Here is a 17,971-nt window from a genome sequence, read left to right on the forward strand (position 1 = left end):
GCCCTCAAGGCTTGTCAGTCAGGTTTTTGCCGATCATCCGCACCAGGATGATCGCCGCGATATTGGCGATGACCACGGCAATCAAGCCGCCGGCCGAGGCCATGCCCACGTCGAACTGCACCAGCGCCTGGTTGTAGATCAGGTAGGCGAGGTTGGTCGAGGCGTAGCCGGGGCCGCCGTTGGTGGTGGTGAAAATTTCGGCGAATACCGAGAGCAGGAAGATGGTTTCGATCATCACCACCACGGCAATCGGGCGCGCCAGGTGGGGCAGGGTCAGGTGCCAGAAAATCGCAATCGCGCCGGCGCCGTCGAGGCGTGCGGCTTCCTTTTGTTCCTGGTCGAGAGACTGCATGGCGGTCATCAGCAGCAGGATGGCGAAGGGCAGCCATTGCCACGAGACAATGATGATGATCGACAGCAGCGGGTAATGCGCCAGCCAGTCCACGGGCTGGGCGCCGAACAGCTTCCACACGTAGGCGAGAATCCCCGACACCGGGTGGAAAATCAGGTTCTTCCAGATCAGCGCACCGACGGTGGGCATGATGAAGAACGGCGAGATCAACAACACCCGCACCAGGCCGCGGCCGAAGAACTCACTGGCCTCCAGCAGGGCGCTGATCAACACGCCAAATACCACGCTGATCAACAGCACGCTGCCGACCAGCAACAGGGTATTGGTGGCGCCGGGCAGGAAGCCCGAATCGGTGATGAAGTAGGTGAAGTTCTCCAGCCCCACGAACTGGTTTTCGCCGGGGTAGAGCAGGTTGTAGCGGATCAGCGAAAAGTACAGGGTCATGCCCAGCGGCACGATCATCCACAGCAGCAGCAAGGCTACCGAGGGGCTGACGAGAAACCAGCCGGGGTTGGCCAGGCGGCTTTTGCGTATTGTATTCATGGTGATCAAGACCGATTAGAGGCAGGTGCGCAAAACTCCTGTAGGAGCGAGCTTGCTCGCGAAGGTATTTCAGGCGCATGTCGGCGTCGGATGTACCTTTTTCGCGAGCAAGCTCGCTCCTACAGAATCGGGGGTTACTTGGGATAACCGGCCCGCTTCATTTCACGCTCGGTGGTGGTCTGCGCGGCGCTCAAGGCTTGATCCACCGTTTGCTGACCGGTCAGCGCACCCGAGAAGAACTTGCCGACCTGGGTACCGATTGCCTGGAACTCTGGAATGGTCACCAGTTGGATACCGATATACGGCACCGGTTTGAGCGTTGGTTTGGTCGGATCGGCGACTTTCAGCGATTCCAGGGTGACCTTGGCGAACGGCGCGGCCTTCATGTATTCGTCGCTGTAGGTCGACTTGCGCGTACCCGGCGGGACGTTGGCGATGCCGTCGGTCTTGGCGACCAAAGCGCCGTATTCCTTGGAAGTCGCCCAACTGGTGAACAGCTTGGCAGCGTCCTTGGCCTTGGAACTGGTCGGGATCGCCAGGCTCCAGGAGTACAGCCACGAGGTGCCTTTGTCGGTCTTCTCGTGCGGGGCGAAGGTGAAACCGACATGGTCCGCCACCTTGCTTTGGGTCTTGTCGGTGACGAACGAACCGGCCACGCTGGCGTCGACCCAGATCGCGCACTTGCCGCTGTTGAACAGCGCGAGGTTTTCGTTGAAACCGTTGCTCGACGCACCCGGCGGGCCGGACTTCTTCATATTGTCGACGTAGAAGTTCAGCGCGTCCTTCCATTCAGGGCCATTGAATTCAGGCTGCCATTTCTCGTCGAACCAGCGCGCCCCGTAGCCGTTGGCCAAGGTGGTGATCAGCGCCATGTTTTCACCCCAACCGGCTTTGCCGCGCAGGCACAGGCCGTATTGCTCTTTGGTTTTGTCGGTGAGTTTTGCCGCGTATTCGCCGATCTGCGTCCAGGTTGGGTGCTCGGGCATGCTCAGCCCGGCGTCCTTGAACAGGTCGGTGCGGTAATAGGTGATCGAGCTTTCCGCATAGAACGGCAGGGCGTACAGCGAACCCTTGACGGACAAACCGTCACGCACGGAAGGGAACACATCGTCGAGGTCGTAGGATGCCGGCAGGTCTTTCATCGGTTCCAGCCAGCCCTTGGCGCCCCACAGTGCGGCTTCGTACATGCCGATGGTCAACACATCGAACTGCCCGCCCTGGGTAGCGATGTCGGTGGTCAGGCGTTGGCGCAGGACGTTTTCTTCGAGCACCACCCAATTCAACTTGATGTCCGGGTGCTCGGCCTCGAAGGTCTTCGAGAGCTTTTGCATGCGGATCATGTCGCTGTTGTTGACGGTGGCAATGGTCAGGGTTTGCGCGCCAAGGCTGACGGCGCTGAGGGTCATGCAGGCCGTCATGCAAGAACAGGCAAGCAGTGTTTTTGCTGTGAACTTCATCGCGCACTCCTTTTCTGCGCCCAGGGGCTGCAGAAGGACAATTATTGTTGTTGTGTCTTCCCACGCTGAGCCAGGAAGAGTGTGCGTTGATTACAGCCCTCAAATGGGGGGTGTGACAAATCCTTGGGCGCACTGGGACTGATACTTTTTTGCACTCGCCCACAAAAAGCCGAAACGCTTAAGCCAGGTTCTGTTCGGTGAGCCGCTGCACCGCCAGGCGCCGGTAGTGGGAAGGGGTCATGCCTTTAAGCTGCTGGAAGCGCCGATTGAAGTTGGAAATATTGTTGAACCCCGACTCGAAGCACACATCGGTGACGGCCTTGTCGCCATCGGCCAGCAGTTCGCAGGACTTGCTGATGCGCAGGCGATTGACGAACTCGATAAACGTGCGCCCGGTGGCCTGCTTGAACACCCGCGAGAAATACGTCGGTTTCATCCCCAGGTAGTCGGCCACTTCCTCCAGTGACAACTCCCGCGCGTAATGCGCAAAGATGTAGTCCACCGCCCGGTTGGTGCGGTCGATGCTGTGTTCGTCGGCCAGTTGCGGCGTGGTCACGCCGGAGAGCAGTTGGTAGTCCTCACACGCGCTCAACACTTCCAACAGGATAAAGAAGTGCCCCAGGCGCGCCATGCCCTGAGCGTCCTCGATGCGTTGCATGAGGGTCATGGCCTGGGCGATGGTCTTTTTGCAGCGAAACTCGATGCCGGATTGCGCTCGTTCCAGTAGCGGTGCCAGGGTCTTGAGTTCGGCAAAAATGTGACTGCCGTTCTCCAGCAGCTCATCGGTGAAGTTCACCAGCATGTCGCGCTTGGGCACCACTTCGTCTTCCTCGACCTGGCTGATCCAGTTGTGAGGCAGGTTGGGGCCGGTGAGGAACAGGCTTTCCGGGTAGAAGTTGCCGATGTAGTCGCCGATGAACACCTTGCCGGAACTGGCGACGATCAGGTGCAGCTCGTACTCCTTATGGAAATGCCAGCGCACCAGGGGGCAAGGGAAACCGTGCTGGCGATAGATGATAGACAGACCGTTGTGATCGTCCATCAGCTCGTAGGAAGGGTCGGTGATTCGCGTTGCTCGGGTCATGCTGCCGTCGCTTTATTGTGGTTGCGATTTGAATAATGCCCCGTTGCGTGCGACCCGGCCAGCGTCAAGCGTTTAAAGGTTACGGTTTTTTGCCTCGATCCACTGGGACATGTACTGGGTACTTTTGTGGGCGTGGTGACGCAGCATGCTGCCGGTGAAATTGTCCCGGCGATGCGCGTCGAGGCGGCTGCGACAGTGTTCCAGGCACTCTACCAGTGCGGGGCCGTGGCGGTGCAGGTCATAGCGGCGGGCCAGCAATTGCCGGCCGTGCTCCTGGGCCTGGGTCCAGCGCTCGCGGTCCTGGTACAGCGCCACCGCAGCGGCGGCGAGGGTGGCGGCGCTTTGTTCGATCAGGCCAGGCCATGGCTGCTCGTCGCCCATGGCTTCGGCGCCGACCGGTGTGGTGATATTCGGCGTGCCGCAGAGCATGGCATCCGCCAGCTTGCCCTTGATCCCGGCGCCAAAGCGCAGCGGCGCCAGGCAGATGCGCGCAGCCGTCATCACTTGCAGCGCATCTTCGGCCCAGTTCATTACATGAAAGCCCTGGGCCGGGTTGTGCAGCGCGGTGGCCTTGGGCGGGGTGTAGGCGCCGTAGACATGCAATTGGGCGCCCGGCAGTTGCTGGCGGATCAACGGCCAGACACTGTTCTTCATCCACAGCACCGCATCCCAGTTGGGCGCGTGGCGGAAGTTGCCGATGCTGAGGAAGTGCGCGCGCTCGTCAAACGGTGCGAACGCCTCGGTCGGCGGTTCCAGCATCAATGGGCACCAGTGGAGCAGGGCGGCGGGCACCTTGAACTGCTCGGTGAGCAGGCGGATTTCCATGTCGGAGATCATCAGGCTGATGTCGCAGCGATAGATGGCTGCGATCTCGCGCTTGGCCAGGTCGGTGTCGGCCATGCGCTGGAACTCGTCTTCCAGGCCCGGTGCAAACAAGGCGCTGAAGTCGTCGTTGTCCGGCTGGGCCTTGAGGTGGTCCTTGAACCGCTGTTGGCGCGCGTCGCGCAGGCTTTGCAGGTCGGAGGTTTCCAGCACCCGCAGGGCCGCGGGGCAGTGCTTTTCGACGCGCCAGCCGAACTGTTCTTCCATCATGAAACGGTCGAACAGCACGATGTCCGGGGCCAGTTCGCGGATAAAGTCATCGAAACTGCTGTTATTGAGTTCGATGGCGCATTCGGCGATTCCCAGTGCCGGTAGGTCGGCTTTGTGTTCGCCAATGGTCGCCGGGCTGCTGAAGGTAATATCCCAACCTTGTGTCAGAAAAGTTTCGAGAATCTGCATCATATGCCCGCCTGCGGCCGAGGAACGCGGTTCCGGCCAGACATAACCAATGACCAGGACTTTGGTGGCGGGCTGATTCATCAACAACGGATTCCTTGAGCGGGGACGAAAACCGCGCAATTAAACCACAACCGCCCGCGTGCCCGGCGTGACATGACAATTTGTGTCAGGCGGTAGGTCGTCACGGCACTTTGTGGTTAACTTCCGCCTCTCGAATTCGTTTAATCAAAACCAGCATAAGGATTCCGTTCATGGCTCAAGTCACCCTTCGTGGTAATCCAGTCCAAGTTGAAGGCGAACTGCCGCAAACCGGCTCCAAAGCGCCAGACTTCACCCTGACCGCCGGCGATCTGTCGGACGTGACCCTGGCCACCTTCGCCGGCAAGCGCAAAGTGCTGAACATCTTCCCAAGCGTCGACACCCCGACCTGCGCCACGTCGGTGCGCACGTTCAACGCCCAGGCCAACAATGTGAGCAACACGGTTGTACTGTGCATCTCCTCTGACCTGCCGTTTGCCCAGAAGCGTTTTTGCGGCACCGAAGGCCTGGACAACGTGCAGAACCTGTCGGACTTCCGCAACGCTGATTTCGCCGTTGACTACGGCGTTTCGATTGCCGACGGCCCACTCCGGGCTCTGACCGCCCGTGCCGTCGTCGTGTTGGATGAAAACGACAACGTACTGCACAGCGAACTGGTCCCTGAAATCGGCCAAGAGCCAAACTACGAAGCAGCCCTGGCTGTTTTGAAGTAACTGTTTCTGCGCATTACTGTCGTTATGCAGTAACACTGCGCGGTACATAATTGCGGCCTGGCCTAGTCCAGGCCGTTTTTATTTGCTGGTCAGATGTTTAGCGAAATAGCCGGTGGACTAAGCTCAACAGTTAAAAGTTGTAAGCCCAAGGTAAATAGCCGGTAAAGGCGCTTTTCTTAACGCGCCCCAGTGCTTATCTTTCAGCCTCCCAAAGAAGAAGCTCTCGCGCCCAATGGTTGATCACTCCATGCAATCCTCCCCCCGCAACTCCCGTCGCTGGCTGTTCGGCCTGCTCGTGCTGCTGGTTATCGCCGGCCTGTGCTGGAAATTCTGGCCCACCGGCGCTATCCATCCAGAAGCGCCAGCCGGCCGTACCGGTAAAACGGGCATGGCGCGCCCGGGCTTCGGCGGCTCCACCGGCCCGGTGCCGGTGCGTGTGGCGCCGGCGGTGTTGGGGGAATTCCCGGTGTACTACAAGGCGTTGGGCACGGTCACCGCGCTCAACACCATCAATGTGCGCAGCCGGGTGGGCGGCGAGTTGGTGAAAATCGCCTTTGAAGAAGGGCAGATGGTCAAGGCCGGCGACCTGCTGGCGGAAATCGACCCGCGCAGCTACCAGAATGCCTTGCTCCAGGCCCAGGGCACGCTGATGCAGAACCAGGCCCAGTTGAAAAACGCCCAGGTCGACGTCGAGCGTTATCGCGGCTTGTATGCCCAGGACAGTATCGCCAAGCAAACCCTGGACACCGCCGAAGCGCTGGTCCTGCAATACCAGGGCACGGTCAAGACCAACCAGGGCGCAGTGGACGACGCCAAGCTCAACCTCGAATTCACCAAGATCCGCGCGCCGATCGCCGGGCGCGTCGGCCTGCGTCAGCTCGACGTCGGTAACCTGGTGGCCGCCAACGACACCACCGCGCTGGCGGTGATCACCCAGACCCAACCGATCAGCGTGGCCTTCACCCTGCCGGAGAGCACCCTGGAAACCGTGCTCGCCCGTTACCACGCCGGCAACAAACTGCCCGTGGAAGCCTGGGACCGCAGCGACGCCAAGCGTCAAGCCACCGGCGTGCTGCAGAGCCTGGACAACCAGATCGACGTCACCACCGGCACCCTGAAATTCAAGGCACGCTTCGATAACAAGGACCAGGCGCTGTTCCCCAATCAGTTCGTCAACGTGCATTTGCTCGCCGACACCCTGCATAACGTGGTGCTGGCACCGTCTGCCGCTATCCAGTTCGGCAACGCCGGTACGTTTGTCTACAAGCTCGATGGCGACAAGAAGGTCAAGGTGCAGCCCCTGGTGGTCGGCGATACCGACGGCGACAACACGGTGATCAAGCAAGGCCTGGTCGCCGGCGACCGCGTGGTGCTGGAAGGCACCGACCGCCTGAAAGACGGCAGCGAAATCGAAGTGGTCAACGACAGCAGTCAAGTCCCGACCACCCCGACCGAGCACCTGCAAGGCAAGCCCGCCGCAAAAGGGGAGACCGGCGCTGACGCCGGCAAGGCGCAAAAGGTCGGTTCATGAACCTGTCGCGGCTGTTTATCCTTCGCCCGGTCGCCACCACGCTGAGCATGCTGGCGATTGTCCTGGCAGGGATCATCTCCTACCGCTTGTTACCGGTCTCGGCCTTGCCCCAGGTGGATTACCCGACCATCCGCGTGATGACCCTGTACCCCGGCGCCAGCCCGGATGTGATGACCAGCGCCGTCACCGCGCCCCTGGAGCGCCAGTTCGGGCAGATGCCTGGCTTGACCCAGATGGCCTCGACCAGCTCCGGCGGTGCGTCGGTGCTGACCCTGCGCTTCAACCTCGACATCAATATGGATGTCGCCGAGCAACAGGTGCAGGCCGCGATCAACGCCGCGACCAACCTGCTGCCCAAGGACTTGCCGGCGCCGCCGGTGTACAACAAGGTCAACCCGGCAGATACGCCGGTGCTGACCCTGGCGATTACCTCCAAGACCATGCTGCTGCCCAAGCTCAATGATTTGGTCGATACGCGCATGGCGCAAAAGATCGCGCAGATCAGCGGCGTCGGCATGGTCAGCATCGCCGGTGGCCAGCGCCAGGCCGTGCGCATCAAGGTCAACCCTGAGGCCCTGGCGGCCAACGGCTTGAACCTGTCGGACGTGCGCACGCTGATCGCCGCGTCCAACGTCAACCAGCCCAAGGGCAACTTCGACGGCCCGACCCGCGTGTCGATGCTCGACGCCAACGACCAACTGGTGTCGCCGCAGCAGTATGCCGAACTGATCCTGGCCTACAAAAATGGCGCACCGCTGCGTCTGAAGGACGTCGCGCAGATCGTCGACGGCGCCGAAAACGAACGCCTCGCCGCCTGGGCCAATGAAAACCAGGCCGTGCTGCTGAATATCCAGCGCCAGCCCGGTGCCAACGTGATCGAGGTGGTCGACCGCATCAAGGCGCTGCTACCGAGCATCACCGATAACCTGCCGGCGGGCCTGGATGTGACGGTGCTGACCGACCGTACCCAGACCATCCGCGCTTCGGTCACCGATGTGCAGCACGAATTGCTGATCGCCATTGCCCTGGTGGTGATGGTGACTTTCCTGTTCCTGCGCCGCGTCAGCGCCACCCTCATCCCGTCCATCGCCGTGCCGTTGTCGCTGGTGGGCACCTTTGGCGTGATGTACCTGGCGGGTTTCTCCATCAACAACCTGACGCTGATGGCCCTGACCATCGCCACCGGGTTCGTGGTGGACGATGCCATCGTGATGCTGGAGAACATCTCGCGCTATATCGAGGAAGGTGAAACCCCGCTGGCCGCTGCGCTCAAGGGCGCCAAACAGATCGGTTTCACCCTGATTTCCCTGACCCTGTCGCTGATCGCCGTATTGATTCCGTTGCTGTTCATGGGCGATGTGGTCGGGCGCCTGTTCCGCGAGTTCGCCATCACCCTGGCGGTGGCGATCCTGATTTCCCTGGTGGTGTCCCTGACCCTGACGCCGATGATGTGCGCGCGCCTGCTCAAGCGTGAGCCCGAGGAAGCAGAACAGAGCCGTTTCTACAAGGCCAGCGGGGCCTGGATCGATTGGTTGATCGCGGCCTACGGGCGCAAGTTGCAGTGGGTGCTCAAGCACCAGCCGCTGACCTTGCTGGTGGCCATCGCTACCCTGGGCCTCACCGTGGTGCTGTACCTGGTGGTGCCCAAGGGGTTTTTCCCGGTGCAGGACACCGGGGTGATCCAGGGCATTTCCGAGGCGCCGCAGTCGATTTCCTTCGCTGCAATGAGCCAGCGTCAGCAGGAACTGGCGAAGATCATCCTGGCCGACCCGGCGGTGGAAAGCCTGTCGTCCTACATCGGTGTGGATGGCGATAACGCCACCCTCAACAGCGGTCGCTTGCTGATCAACCTCAAGGCCCATGGGCAGCGGGATTTGAGCGCGGCCCAGGTGATCACCCGCCTGCAGCCGGAAATCGACAAGCTGGTGGGCATTCGCCTGTACATGCAGCCGGTGCAGGACCTGACCATCGAAGACCGCGTCAGCCGCACCCAGTACCAGTTCAGCATGTCGTCACCCGACGCCGAGTTGCTGGCGCTGTGGAGCGAAAAGCTGGTGCATGCCTTGAGCCAGTTGCCGGAACTCACCGACGTCGCCAGCGACCTGCAGGACAAAGGCCTGCAGGTGTACCTGGTGATCGACCGCGATGCCGCCTCGCGCCTGGGCGTCAACGTGTCGACTATCACCGATGCGTTGTACGACGCCTTCGGTCAGCGGCAGATTTCCACCATCTACACCCAGGCCAGCCAATACCGCGTGGTGTTGCAGGCCCAGTCGGGCGAGACCCTGGGGCCGGATGCGCTGAACCAGATCCACGTCAAGACCACCGACGGCGGCCAGGTGCGCCTGTCGAGCCTGGCCCGCGTGGAACAGCGCCAGGCGCAGTTGGCGATTGCGCATATCGGCCAGTTCCCGGCGGTGATGATGTCGTTCAACCTGGCCCCCGGTGTCGCGTTGGGCAAAGGCGTGGAGTTGATCAACCAGACCCAGAAAGACATCGGCATGCCGGTGGGCGTGCAGACCCAGTTCCAGGGTGCAGCCCAGGCGTTCGAAGCCTCGCTGTCGAGCACCTTGCTGCTGATCCTGGCGGCGGTGGTCACCATGTACATCGTGCTCGGCGTGCTCTACGAGAGCTACATCCACCCGGTCACCATCCTTTCGACCCTGCCTTCGGCGGCGGTAGGGGCGTTGCTGGCGTTGCTGCTCAGTGGCAATGACCTGGGCATGATCGCGATCATCGGCATCATTTTGCTGATCGGTATCGTCAAGAAGAACGCGATCATGATGATCGACTTCGCCCTCGACGCCGAACGCAACCAGGGCCTCGACCCGCAGACCGCGATCTACCAGGCGGCGCTGTTGCGCTTCCGGCCGATCCTGATGACCACCCTGGCCGCGCTGTTCGGCGCGGTGCCGTTGATGCTGGCCACCGGTTCCGGTGCGGAGCTGCGTCAACCCCTGGGCCTGGTGATGGTCGGCGGTTTGCTGGTGAGCCAGGTATTGACCCTGTTCACCACGCCGGTGATCTACCTGTACTTCGATCGCCTGGGTCGGCGCTGGCGCAAAGAGCCGCAACGCCTGGAGCCGGTTGAGTCATGAACCTGTCCGGACCTTTCATTCGCCGCCCGGTCGCGACCATGCTGCTGAGCCTGGCGATCATGCTGCTGGGCGGGGTCAGCTTCAATCTGCTGCCGGTGTCGCCGCTGCCGCAGATCGACTTCCCGGTGATCGTGGTGTCGGCCAGCCTGCCCGGCGCCAGCCCGGAGGTGATGGCGTCTACTGTGGCCACGCCGCTGGAGCGCTCATTCGGCGCGATTGCCGGCATTACCACCATGAGCAGTTCGTCGAGCCAGGGTTCGACCCGGGTGATCCTGGCGTTCGATTCCGACCGTGATATCAACGGCGCGGCGCGGGAAGTGCAGGCGGCAATCAACGCTTCGCGCAACCTGTTGCCCAGCGGCATGCGCAGTATGCCGACCTACAAGAAGATCAACCCGTCCCAGGCGCCGATCATGGTGCTGTCGCTGACCTCGGACGTGTTGCAGAAGGGCCAGCTGTACGACCTGGCCTCGACCATCCTTTCGCAAAGCCTGTCCCAGGTGCCGGGCGTGGGTGAAGTACAGATCGGCGGCAGTTCGCTGCCGGCGGTGCGCATCGAACTCGAACCCAAGGCGCTCGACCAGTACGGCGTGGCCCTCGACGATGTGCGCAACACCATCGCCAACGCCAACCAGCGTCGGCCCAAGGGCTCGCTGGAAGACGCCGAGCGCAACTGGCAGATCCAGGCCAACGACCAGCTGGAAAAAGCCAAGGACTATGAGCCGCTGCTGATCCGCTACCAGAACGGTGCGGCCCTGCGCCTGGGCGATGTGGCCAAGATCAGCGACGGTGTGGAAGACCGCTACAACAGCGGCTTCTTCAACAACGATTCGGCGGTGCTGCTGGTGATCAACCGCCAGTCCGGTGCCAACATCATCGAGACCGTCCGGCAGATCAAGGCGCAGTTGCCGGCATTGCAGGCGGTGCTGCCGTCCAGCGTCAAGCTGAGCCTGGCGATGGATCGCTCGCCGGTGATCACCGCCACCTTGCACGAGGCCGAAATGACCTTGTTGATTGCCGTTGGGCTGGTGATCCTGGTGGTCTACCTGTTCCTCGGTAACTTCCGCGCTTCGCTGATTCCAACCCTGGCGGTGCCGGTCTCGCTGGTGGGCACCTTCGCGGTGATGTACCTGTTCGGTTTCTCGCTGAACAACTTCTCGCTGATGGCGCTGATCCTCGCCACCGGCCTGGTGGTGGACGATGCCATCGTGGTGCTGGAGAACATTTCCCGGCATATCGACGAGGGCGTGCCGCCGATGAAGGCGGCGTACCTGGGCGCCCAGGAAGTCGGCTTTACCTTGCTGTCGATGAACGTGTCGCTGGTGGCGGTGTTCCTGTCCATCCTGTTCATGGGCGGGATCGTCACCAGCCTGTTCCGTGAGTTTTCCATCACCTTGTCGGCGGCGATCATCGTGTCGCTGGTGGTCTCGCTGACCCTCACGCCGATGCTCTGCGCGCGTTGGCTCAAGCCTCATATCAAAGGGCAACTGACCGGTTTGCAGCGTTGGAGTCAGAAGGTCAACGACCGCATGGTCTCGGCCTACGCCACCAGCCTGGACTGGGTGCTGCGCCATCGGCGCCTGACCTTGCTCAGCCTGCTGATCACGGTGGGGGTGAATATCGCGTTGTATGTGGTGGTGCCGAAAACCTTCATGCCCCAGCAGGACACCGGGCAATTGATCGGCTTTGTGCGCGGCGACGACGGGCTGTCGTTCAGCGTGATGCAGCCGAAGATGGAAATTTTCCGCAAGGCCGTGTTGCAAGACCCGGCGGTGCTCAGCGTGGCCGGTTTCATCGGCGGCAACAGCGGCACCAACAACGCGGTGATGCTGGTTCGACTCAAACCCATCAGCGAACGCAAGGTCTCCGCCCAGGCGGTGATCGAGCGCCTGCGCAAGAGCGTGCCACTGGTGCCGGGCGGGCGGCTGTTCCTGATGGCTGACCAGGACCTGCAATTTGGTGGTGGCCGTGACCAGACCAGTGCGCAGTATTCCTACATCCTGCAAAGCGGTGATCTGTCTGCGCTGCGCCTGTGGTACCCGAAGGTCGTGGCCGCACTGCGTGCGTTACCCGAACTCACCGCCATCGACGCCCGCGAAGGCCGGGGTGCGGCCCAGGTGACGCTGGTCGTCGACCGCGACCAGGCCAAGCGCCTGGGTATCGACATGAACATGGTCACCGCGGTGCTGAACAACGCCTACAGCCAGCGGCAGATCTCCACGATCTATGACAGCCTCAACCAGTATCAGGTGGTGATGGAGGTCAACCCGAAATACGCCCAGGACCCGATCACCCTGAACCAGATGCAGGTGATCACCTCCACGGGCGCGCGGGTGCCGTTGTCGACCATTGCCCATTATGAGAACAGCCTGGCGGACGACCGGGTCAGTCACGAAGGCCAGTTCGCCTCGGAAAACATCGCCTTCGACATAGCCCCCGGCGTGACGGTGGAGCAGGGCACTGCGGCCATCGAGCGGGCGATTGCCAAGGTGGGCTTGCCGGAGGACGTCATCGCCAAGATGGCCGGCACCGCCGATGCCTTTGCGGCGACCCAGAAGGGCCAGCCGTTCATGATCCTCGGCGCGCTGGTGGCGGTGTACCTGGTGCTGGGCATTCTGTATGAAAGTTACATCCACCCGCTGACGATCCTCTCGACCTTGCCGTCGGCTGGCGTCGGGGCCTTGCTCTCCATCTACCTGCTGGGCGGCGAGTTCAGCCTGATCTCCTTGCTCGGTTTGTTCCTGTTGATCGGGGTGGTGAAGAAAAACGCGATCCTGATGATCGACCTGGCGCTGCAACTGGAGCGCCATGACGGCCTGAGCCCGCTGGAATCGATTCGCAGCGCCTGCCTGTTGCGGTTGCGGCCGATCCTGATGACCACGCTGGCGGCGATTCTCGGCGCCTTGCCGTTGTTGCTCGGCAGGGCCGAAGGCGCGGAAATGCGCCAGCCCCTGGGCCTGACCATCATCGGCGGGCTGGTCTTCAGCCAGATCCTGACCCTTTACACCACTCCGGTGGTTTACCTTTATCTCGACCGCGCGCGCCATCGTTTCAACGCTTGGCGCGGCGTGCGTACCGATGCTGCCCTGGACTCTGCGCTATGACCGATTCGACCTTTGCCACATTGGCCATGACCCGTGGTTCCCGCGTCGCCAGCCTGCTGCTCTGCGGGGTGTTGCTCAGCGCTTGCGCCGTCGGCCCCGACTACACACGTCCGGCCGTCATCGAGCCTGCGCAGTTCAAACAAGCCGAGGGCTGGCGCCAGGCCACGCCGAGCGACGCACTGGCCCGTGGCGCCTGGTGGGAACTGTACGGCGACCGTCAGCTCAATGACCTGGTGCTGCGCCTGAACAACGCCAACCAGACCGTGGCCCAGGCCGAAGCGCGCTTCCGTCAGGCCCAGGCGCTGGTGAGCAGCTCCCGTGGGGCGTTTTACCCGACGGTGGACCTGAGTGTCGGGAAAACCCGCGCCAGCCAGGGCACCGGCAGCAGCAACGCCAGCCTCAGCAGTTCCAGCAGCGGCATCCGCGACACCCTCAACGCGCAGTTGGGCGTGAGCTGGGAAGCCGATGTCTGGGGCAAGTTGCGCCGGGGCCTGGAAGCCAAAGAAGCCAGCGCCGAAGCCAGCTCGGCGGACCTGGCCGCGATGCGCTTGAGCCAGCAGTCGGAGTTGGTGCAAAGCTACCTGCAACTGCGCGTCATGGATGAGCAGACCCGTCTGCTGCAAGCCACGCTGGACACCTACCAGCGCTCCCTGCAGATGACCGAAAACCAATACCGCGCCGGGGTCTCCGGCAAGGACGCCGTGGCCCAGGCGCAAACCCAGCTCAAGTCCACCCAGGCCAGCCTGATCGACCTGATCTGGCAGCGTGCCCAACTGGAAAACGCCATCGCCGTGTTAATCGGCGAGGCGCCAGCCAACTTCAACCTGGCCGTCAGCAAGGACATCCCGGCCTTGCCGCAGATCCCGGTGAGCCTACCGTCGCAATTGCTCGAACGCCGCCCCGACATCGCCTCCGCCGAGCGCTCGGTGATCGCCGCCAACGCCGATATCGGCGTGGCCAAGGCCGCCTATTACCCGGACCTGAGCCTGAGCCTGGCCGGTGGTTATTCCAGCAGCACCTACGCCGACTGGATCAGCCTGCCGAACCGCTTCTGGTCGGTCGGGCCGAAACTGGCGACGACCCTGTTCGACGGTGGCCAGCGCTCGGCGGAAGTCGACCGCACCGTCGCCAGTTACGATGAAACCGTGGCCAAGTACCGCCAGACCGTACTGGACGGTTTCCGCGAAGTGGAAAACTACATGGTCCAGCTCAAGGTGCTGGAAGACGAAGCCGTGGTCAGCAACGAAGCGCTGGAGGCCGCGCGCGAGTCGCTGCGCTTGACCCAGAATCAGTACAAGGCGGGGCTGATCGCTTATCTGGATGTGGTCACCGTGCAGGCGACGGCGCTGAGTAACGAACGCACCGTGCTGACCTTGCTGCAGACGCGATTGGTGGCCAGTGTGCAACTGATCGCCGCGTTGGGTGGCGGTTGGGATGGGCAGACGCCGATTGCCGAGAAGGATTGATCCTGCTAGGCCATACGCGACCGAAAGTAGTTGGGTTGCCTGCTCAACCACTCTCCTGCGGTTGGCTACGGAAATGCCGCATTGGCTCTGATTTTGCGCCGACGTTTGACGCGCAACATGCTGGTGTAGCGGCGGTGGTTTTTTGAGTTGAGGACCAAGATGTAGAGTAGGGCTGTAAACAGAGGGAACACGCTGATCAGCGTCAGCGGGTGGCTGCTCAAATAACCTATTGCGAGCAGGGTGTTTACGATCGCTATGGGTACGAGTATTCGTGGCGCATAACGAAATCCCTCACATAACATTATTTGCCCTACGTTAAAAATCACACAAAGTGCCATGCCGATACCGAAAGCCAATTCGGTTGGCATTTGAAAGATCTCTGCGTAATAAGGCAGGCTAAGCGCCATATTGGTCGTGATGTTGTTCAGGCCAAGCAGCAGACCACCGCCAAAGGACGGCAGGAATCGATACGCGTACCGGCGCCAAATTCGATATTCCCGGAAGGGGTCAATGCTATAAGTCATGATCGTTGAACTCTTCATACAGCGCGATGAGTACATGGTTGATGTTTCCACTAAGCGTGCTGCCTCCAATACCTAAAGTGGCTCCAACGTGATCACTGATCTGAGTGAGGATACCCAAACGCAATTGTGCATTGCTGTAGCGTTTAGGCAATTTCCCGGCAAGCTGCTTTAAACGAATTATCTCGCGAGGATGGCGAGGGTTTTGCAGCCGCAGAACTTCATTGGTCAGTTTTGCACGCTCTTGGCGGCTCATGCGTCTCAAGATGTCTGTCAAGTTGCGGCCCGTCGAGCTTTTGATGGCCATCACTGTTTTGACTGTAGCGAAGGTCGTGGCCCCTGCTCCTATTAGTGAAATACCATCCAAAGCAACGGTCATGGCTTGATACCAGGCTAGACTGTCGTAATAGTCGTTCTGGGCGGGATTAGTTATTTCTGTGGCGGTTCTCCATAGCCCATTGCCGCACTGCAATGCGCTTGCAGCTGCAGCCGTGTAAGCAATGTAGGTCACAGCGAGACTGAGGCCGGCAGTAAAAGGCGCCGCTGCAATGCCTGTTTTTGCAACGATATAGCCAATCACAGCCCCTCCACAGGAAAGCACCATCCCTGCTGCCTCCTTCCATAGCTGTGATTCTCGCGGCGAACTTGCCGCCAACTGCGCATATTCATCGGCAGTCACCAACGGTCCCGCCACCTCCCGCCACCTCCCGCAAAATCACGCGCTTGGGCTTGATGCTGCACAGCGGCATGAACTCGCGTAACACCGTCACCCGATAATCACTGCCGATATGCACCACCCCGGCTCCAACGATGGCGGGATCGGCGTCGATGGTTCGATAGAGTTTGGGCAGGTCCAATAGACTCGTCAGTCGTTGACGGGTGGTGGTGTGCGCATCCGGCACACCGCTACGCAGGAAATCGCTTGGCATCCTTTCACCTGTGGGTCGATAGAGGTGAAAGAGCTTGGGGATTAGTTCCCGGTTTTTATGTCGGGCCGTTCGCTATATTTTGTAGGACCATACCTGCAAGTTATCGGGTGGCTCTGAGTCGGTAGATTCGCGTCAAAATGCGATTAATGGGCCTCTGATAATTAATCACCTGTTCAAGAATTAGTCTCTCTACAATCCGCGACTTTTCCATCCGGCGCGGGCTTTTTCAGCCCGTCGGTCTAGAGTCGGCCCATGCTTATTGCTAGTTACTCCCCCCCGCTGGACGCATCGCCAAGGCCAAGGGTCGCGCGATCTATTTGTGGATGCAGGGCGGGGCATTGGCGATGGGAGTGGGCGTGTGGTTCATGCTCTTTATCGGCATGTTGGCGCTCAGGCTGCCGTTCGCCCTCGGCTTTGACCTGGACATTACTGTGCTGCGCATGATGCCGGCATCTGTTACCGGAGGATGGTTTTATGGCGGACATCCAGCGCAGACGCCTGACAAGCACAGCACTTGACGGGTATTCTTGGCGCCAACGCTAAACATTTGGTTGATTCAGGAGACTGTAGGCATGGACAAAGTCCTCATCATCACCGGGGGCAGTCGTGGGATTGGCGCTGCGACGGCATTGCTGGCCGCTCGCCAGGGCTATCGCATTTGCATCAATTTCCAGTCGGATGAAGAAGCCGCTCACCGCGTTCTCGAACAGGTCCGCGCGCTAGGCGCCCAAGCCATTGCGGTGCGCGCCGATGTGAGCATCGAGGACGAAGTGATCGCATTGTTCCACCGCGTTGACACTGAACTGGGTCGCGTCACGGCGTTGGTCAACAATGCAGGCACGGTGGGGCATAAATCTCGCGTTGATGAGATGTCCGAGTTCCGCATCCTGAAGGTCCTGAAGACCAACGTACTCGGGCCGATCCTGTGCGCCAAGCACGCGCTGCTGCGTATGTCGCCTCGGCATGGCGGGCAGGGCGGCAGTATCGTCAATGTGTCGTCGGTGGCGGCACGTCTCGGTTCGCCGGGTGAATATGTCGACTACGCCGCCTCCAAGGGCGCGCTGGACAGCTTTACCGTAGGGTTGGCGAAGGAAGTGGCGGGCGAGGGTATTCGTGTCAACGCGGTGCGTCCCGGCTATATCTTCACCGACTTCCACGCCCTGAGCGGTGACCCGGACCGGGTCAGCAAGCTGGAGTCCGGGATCCCGATGGCCCGTGGCGGCCGGCCGGATGAAGTGGCAGAGGCGATTGTCTGGCTGTTGTCAGACAAGGCCTCCTATGCCACCGGGACGTTCGTTGACCTGGGCGGCGGGCGTTAAGCCCCCCCCCGGCCATCAAGCCGGCAGATGGCGCAGCACTTCATAGCCGTTAAGCGAGAACGCCTTGAGCAGGCTGGCTTCGGAGTTATCCAGGGTGCTGTAGCCGTCGTTGAAGAACCCATCGATACGCCCGTTGCGGGCATGGCTGCCATTCAAGGTGCGGTCGTCAAGGTTATCGAGAAACCGCAGCACTTTTTCCATGTTGTAGGCCGCGTCAGCACGCGCATCCGCGGCTGCGTTGGAGGGGGTCCAGTCACCGATCTGCTGCTTAAGGTCATCAGCGATCGCGTAACTGTCGCGGCCCTGCAGGAAGCGCCTCATGACCGGGCTCTGTTCGATGATTTGCTCTGCCGAACGATGGTCGCCGGCCGGTCGGCCTGTCGGACCGCGCATTGTGCGGACCTGTTGTTGTTCGGCCGCTCGCATGTAGTTGGGTGGAACGGGCAAGGGTGTAAGCCCTGCGGGTAAAGCAACGTGCATAAGGAATCTCCGATTCGAACCAGGAAAGGCGCTCCCTATGTGGTTCGTTCGGCC

14 protein-coding genes and 1 pseudogene are annotated in these 17,971 nt (G+C 61.1%); 7 read left to right on the top strand and 8 right to left on the bottom strand.

Annotated features, from left to right (window positions below; all coding sequences use genetic code 11):
• Nucleotides 1-4 precede the first annotated feature (4 nt).
• From U5A08_RS12930 to U5A08_RS12945, 4 genes are all read right to left on the bottom strand, one after another.
• Nucleotides 5-895 carry a carbohydrate ABC transporter permease gene (locus U5A08_RS12930; protein WP_247403785.1) on the bottom strand — a complete coding sequence of 297 codons (891 nt, stop codon included), beginning with the start codon at nt 893-895 and terminating at the stop codon, nt 5-7.
• A gap of 134 nt (nt 896-1,029) precedes the next feature.
• Entirely contained in the window at nt 1,030-2,352 is a 1,323-nt protein-coding gene (locus U5A08_RS12935) for an ABC transporter substrate-binding protein (protein ID WP_253395360.1), read from the bottom strand.
• 178 nt (nt 2,353-2,530) lie between these two features.
• A complete protein-coding gene (locus tag U5A08_RS12940; RefSeq protein WP_253395362.1) occupies nt 2,531-3,436 on the bottom strand; it encodes an AraC family transcriptional regulator in 906 nt (301 codons plus the stop codon).
• Nucleotides 3,437-3,508: 72 nt separating this feature from the next.
• Nucleotides 3,509-4,798 carry a glycosyltransferase gene (locus U5A08_RS12945; protein ID WP_321851820.1) on the bottom strand — a complete coding sequence of 430 codons (1,290 nt, stop codon included), beginning with the start codon at nt 4,796-4,798 and terminating at the stop codon, nt 3,509-3,511.
• Nucleotides 4,799-4,968: 170 nt separating this feature from the next.
• On the opposite strand from U5A08_RS12945, the gene tpx reads away from it, so the two are divergent.
• The 5 genes from tpx (at nt 4,969) to U5A08_RS12970 (ending at nt 14,668) form a co-directional block, all read left to right on the top strand.
• Complete coding sequence (tpx, locus tag U5A08_RS12950; RefSeq protein WP_321851821.1) at nt 4,969-5,469, top strand: thiol peroxidase; 501 nt, start codon at nt 4,969-4,971, stop codon at nt 5,467-5,469.
• Between the two features lie 232 nt (nt 5,470-5,701).
• Nucleotides 5,702-7,000, top strand: coding sequence for an MdtA/MuxA family multidrug efflux RND transporter periplasmic adaptor subunit (locus U5A08_RS12955; protein ID WP_321851823.1), 1,299 nt, complete (start codon nt 5,702-5,704; stop codon nt 6,998-7,000).
• Nucleotides 6,997-10,098, top strand: coding sequence for an MdtB/MuxB family multidrug efflux RND transporter permease subunit (locus tag U5A08_RS12960; protein WP_321851824.1), 3,102 nt, complete (start codon nt 6,997-6,999; stop codon nt 10,096-10,098). The genes U5A08_RS12955 and U5A08_RS12960 overlap by 4 nt, the downstream gene beginning before the upstream one ends.
• Entirely contained in the window at nt 10,095-13,202 is a 3,108-nt protein-coding gene (locus U5A08_RS12965; RefSeq protein WP_321851825.1) for an efflux RND transporter permease subunit, read from the top strand. Before U5A08_RS12960 ends, U5A08_RS12965 begins: the two co-directional genes overlap by 4 nt.
• Nucleotides 13,199-14,668 (top strand): efflux transporter outer membrane subunit, encoded by a 1,470-nt coding sequence (locus tag U5A08_RS12970; RefSeq protein WP_301294975.1) that lies wholly within the window; start codon nt 13,199-13,201, stop codon nt 14,666-14,668. Before U5A08_RS12965 ends, U5A08_RS12970 begins: the two co-directional genes overlap by 4 nt.
• 65 nt (nt 14,669-14,733) lie before the next feature.
• Here the strand turns inward: U5A08_RS12970 and U5A08_RS12975 are convergent, their stop codons facing one another.
• Genes U5A08_RS12975 through U5A08_RS12985 form a run of 3 tightly spaced genes read right to left on the bottom strand, consistent with a single transcriptional unit; the run spans nt 14,734 to nt 16,118 of the window.
• Complete coding sequence (locus tag U5A08_RS12975) at nt 14,734-15,192, bottom strand: hypothetical protein (RefSeq protein ID WP_321851826.1); 459 nt, start codon at nt 15,190-15,192, stop codon at nt 14,734-14,736.
• The gene (locus U5A08_RS12980; RefSeq protein ID WP_321851827.1) at nt 15,182-15,868 is read right to left on the bottom strand and encodes an NAD synthetase; all 687 of its coding nucleotides are present in this window, start codon (nt 15,866-15,868) and stop codon (nt 15,182-15,184) included. Before U5A08_RS12980 ends, U5A08_RS12975 begins: the two co-directional genes overlap by 11 nt.
• A complete protein-coding gene (locus U5A08_RS12985) occupies nt 15,855-16,118 on the bottom strand; it encodes a hypothetical protein (protein WP_321851828.1) in 264 nt (87 codons plus the stop codon). Before U5A08_RS12985 ends, U5A08_RS12980 begins: the two co-directional genes overlap by 14 nt.
• 278 nt (nt 16,119-16,396) lie before the next feature.
• On the opposite strand from U5A08_RS12985, the pseudogene U5A08_RS12990 reads away from it, so the two are divergent.
• Nucleotides 16,397-16,588 (top strand): annotated as a pseudogene (locus U5A08_RS12990) (MHYT domain-containing protein); the annotation flags it as partial.
• A 102-nt stretch (nt 16,589-16,690) separates the two neighbouring features.
• Nucleotides 16,691-17,437 (top strand): SDR family oxidoreductase, encoded by a 747-nt coding sequence (locus U5A08_RS12995; RefSeq protein ID WP_253395378.1) that lies wholly within the window; start codon nt 16,691-16,693, stop codon nt 17,435-17,437.
• 15 nt (nt 17,438-17,452) lie between these two features.
• Here the strand turns inward: U5A08_RS12995 and U5A08_RS13000 are convergent, their stop codons facing one another.
• Nucleotides 17,453-17,830, bottom strand: a complete 378-nt coding sequence (locus tag U5A08_RS13000; RefSeq protein ID WP_321851830.1) for a hypothetical protein — start codon at nt 17,828-17,830, stop codon at nt 17,453-17,455.
• Nucleotides 17,831-17,971: the final 141 nt, after the last annotated feature.

The sequence above is a fragment of the Pseudomonas paraveronii genome (assembly GCF_963681955.1).
Classification (GTDB): domain Bacteria; phylum Pseudomonadota; class Gammaproteobacteria; order Pseudomonadales; family Pseudomonadaceae; genus Aquipseudomonas; species Aquipseudomonas paraveronii.

Coding starts and splice junctions, on each gene's coding strand:
- U5A08_RS12995 (WP_253395378.1), top strand. CDS start 16,691: ATGGACAAAGTCCTCATCATCACCGGGGGCAGTCGTGGGATTGGCGCT.
- U5A08_RS12975 (WP_321851826.1), bottom strand. CDS start 15,192: ATGACTTATAGCATTGACCCCTTCCGGGAATATCGAATTTGGCGCCGG.
- U5A08_RS12965 (WP_321851825.1), top strand. CDS start 10,095: ATGAACCTGTCCGGACCTTTCATTCGCCGCCCGGTCGCGACCATGCTG.
- tpx (WP_321851821.1), top strand. CDS start 4,969: ATGGCTCAAGTCACCCTTCGTGGTAATCCAGTCCAAGTTGAAGGCGAA.
- U5A08_RS12940 (WP_253395362.1), bottom strand. CDS start 3,436: ATGACCCGAGCAACGCGAATCACCGACCCTTCCTACGAGCTGATGGAC.
- U5A08_RS12960 (WP_321851824.1), top strand. CDS start 6,997: ATGAACCTGTCGCGGCTGTTTATCCTTCGCCCGGTCGCCACCACGCTG.
- U5A08_RS13000 (WP_321851830.1), bottom strand. CDS start 17,830: ATGCGCGGTCCGACAGGCCGACCGGCCGGCGACCATCGTTCGGCAGAG.
- U5A08_RS12970 (WP_301294975.1), top strand. CDS start 13,199: ATGACCGATTCGACCTTTGCCACATTGGCCATGACCCGTGGTTCCCGC.
- U5A08_RS12945 (WP_321851820.1), bottom strand. CDS start 4,798: ATGAATCAGCCCGCCACCAAAGTCCTGGTCATTGGTTATGTCTGGCCG.
- U5A08_RS12955 (WP_321851823.1), top strand. CDS start 5,702: ATGGTTGATCACTCCATGCAATCCTCCCCCCGCAACTCCCGTCGCTGG.
- U5A08_RS12985 (WP_321851828.1), bottom strand. CDS start 16,118: ATGCCAAGCGATTTCCTGCGTAGCGGTGTGCCGGATGCGCACACCACC.
- U5A08_RS12930 (WP_247403785.1), bottom strand. CDS start 895: ATGAATACAATACGCAAAAGCCGCCTGGCCAACCCCGGCTGGTTTCTC.
- U5A08_RS12935 (WP_253395360.1), bottom strand. CDS start 2,352: ATGAAGTTCACAGCAAAAACACTGCTTGCCTGTTCTTGCATGACGGCC.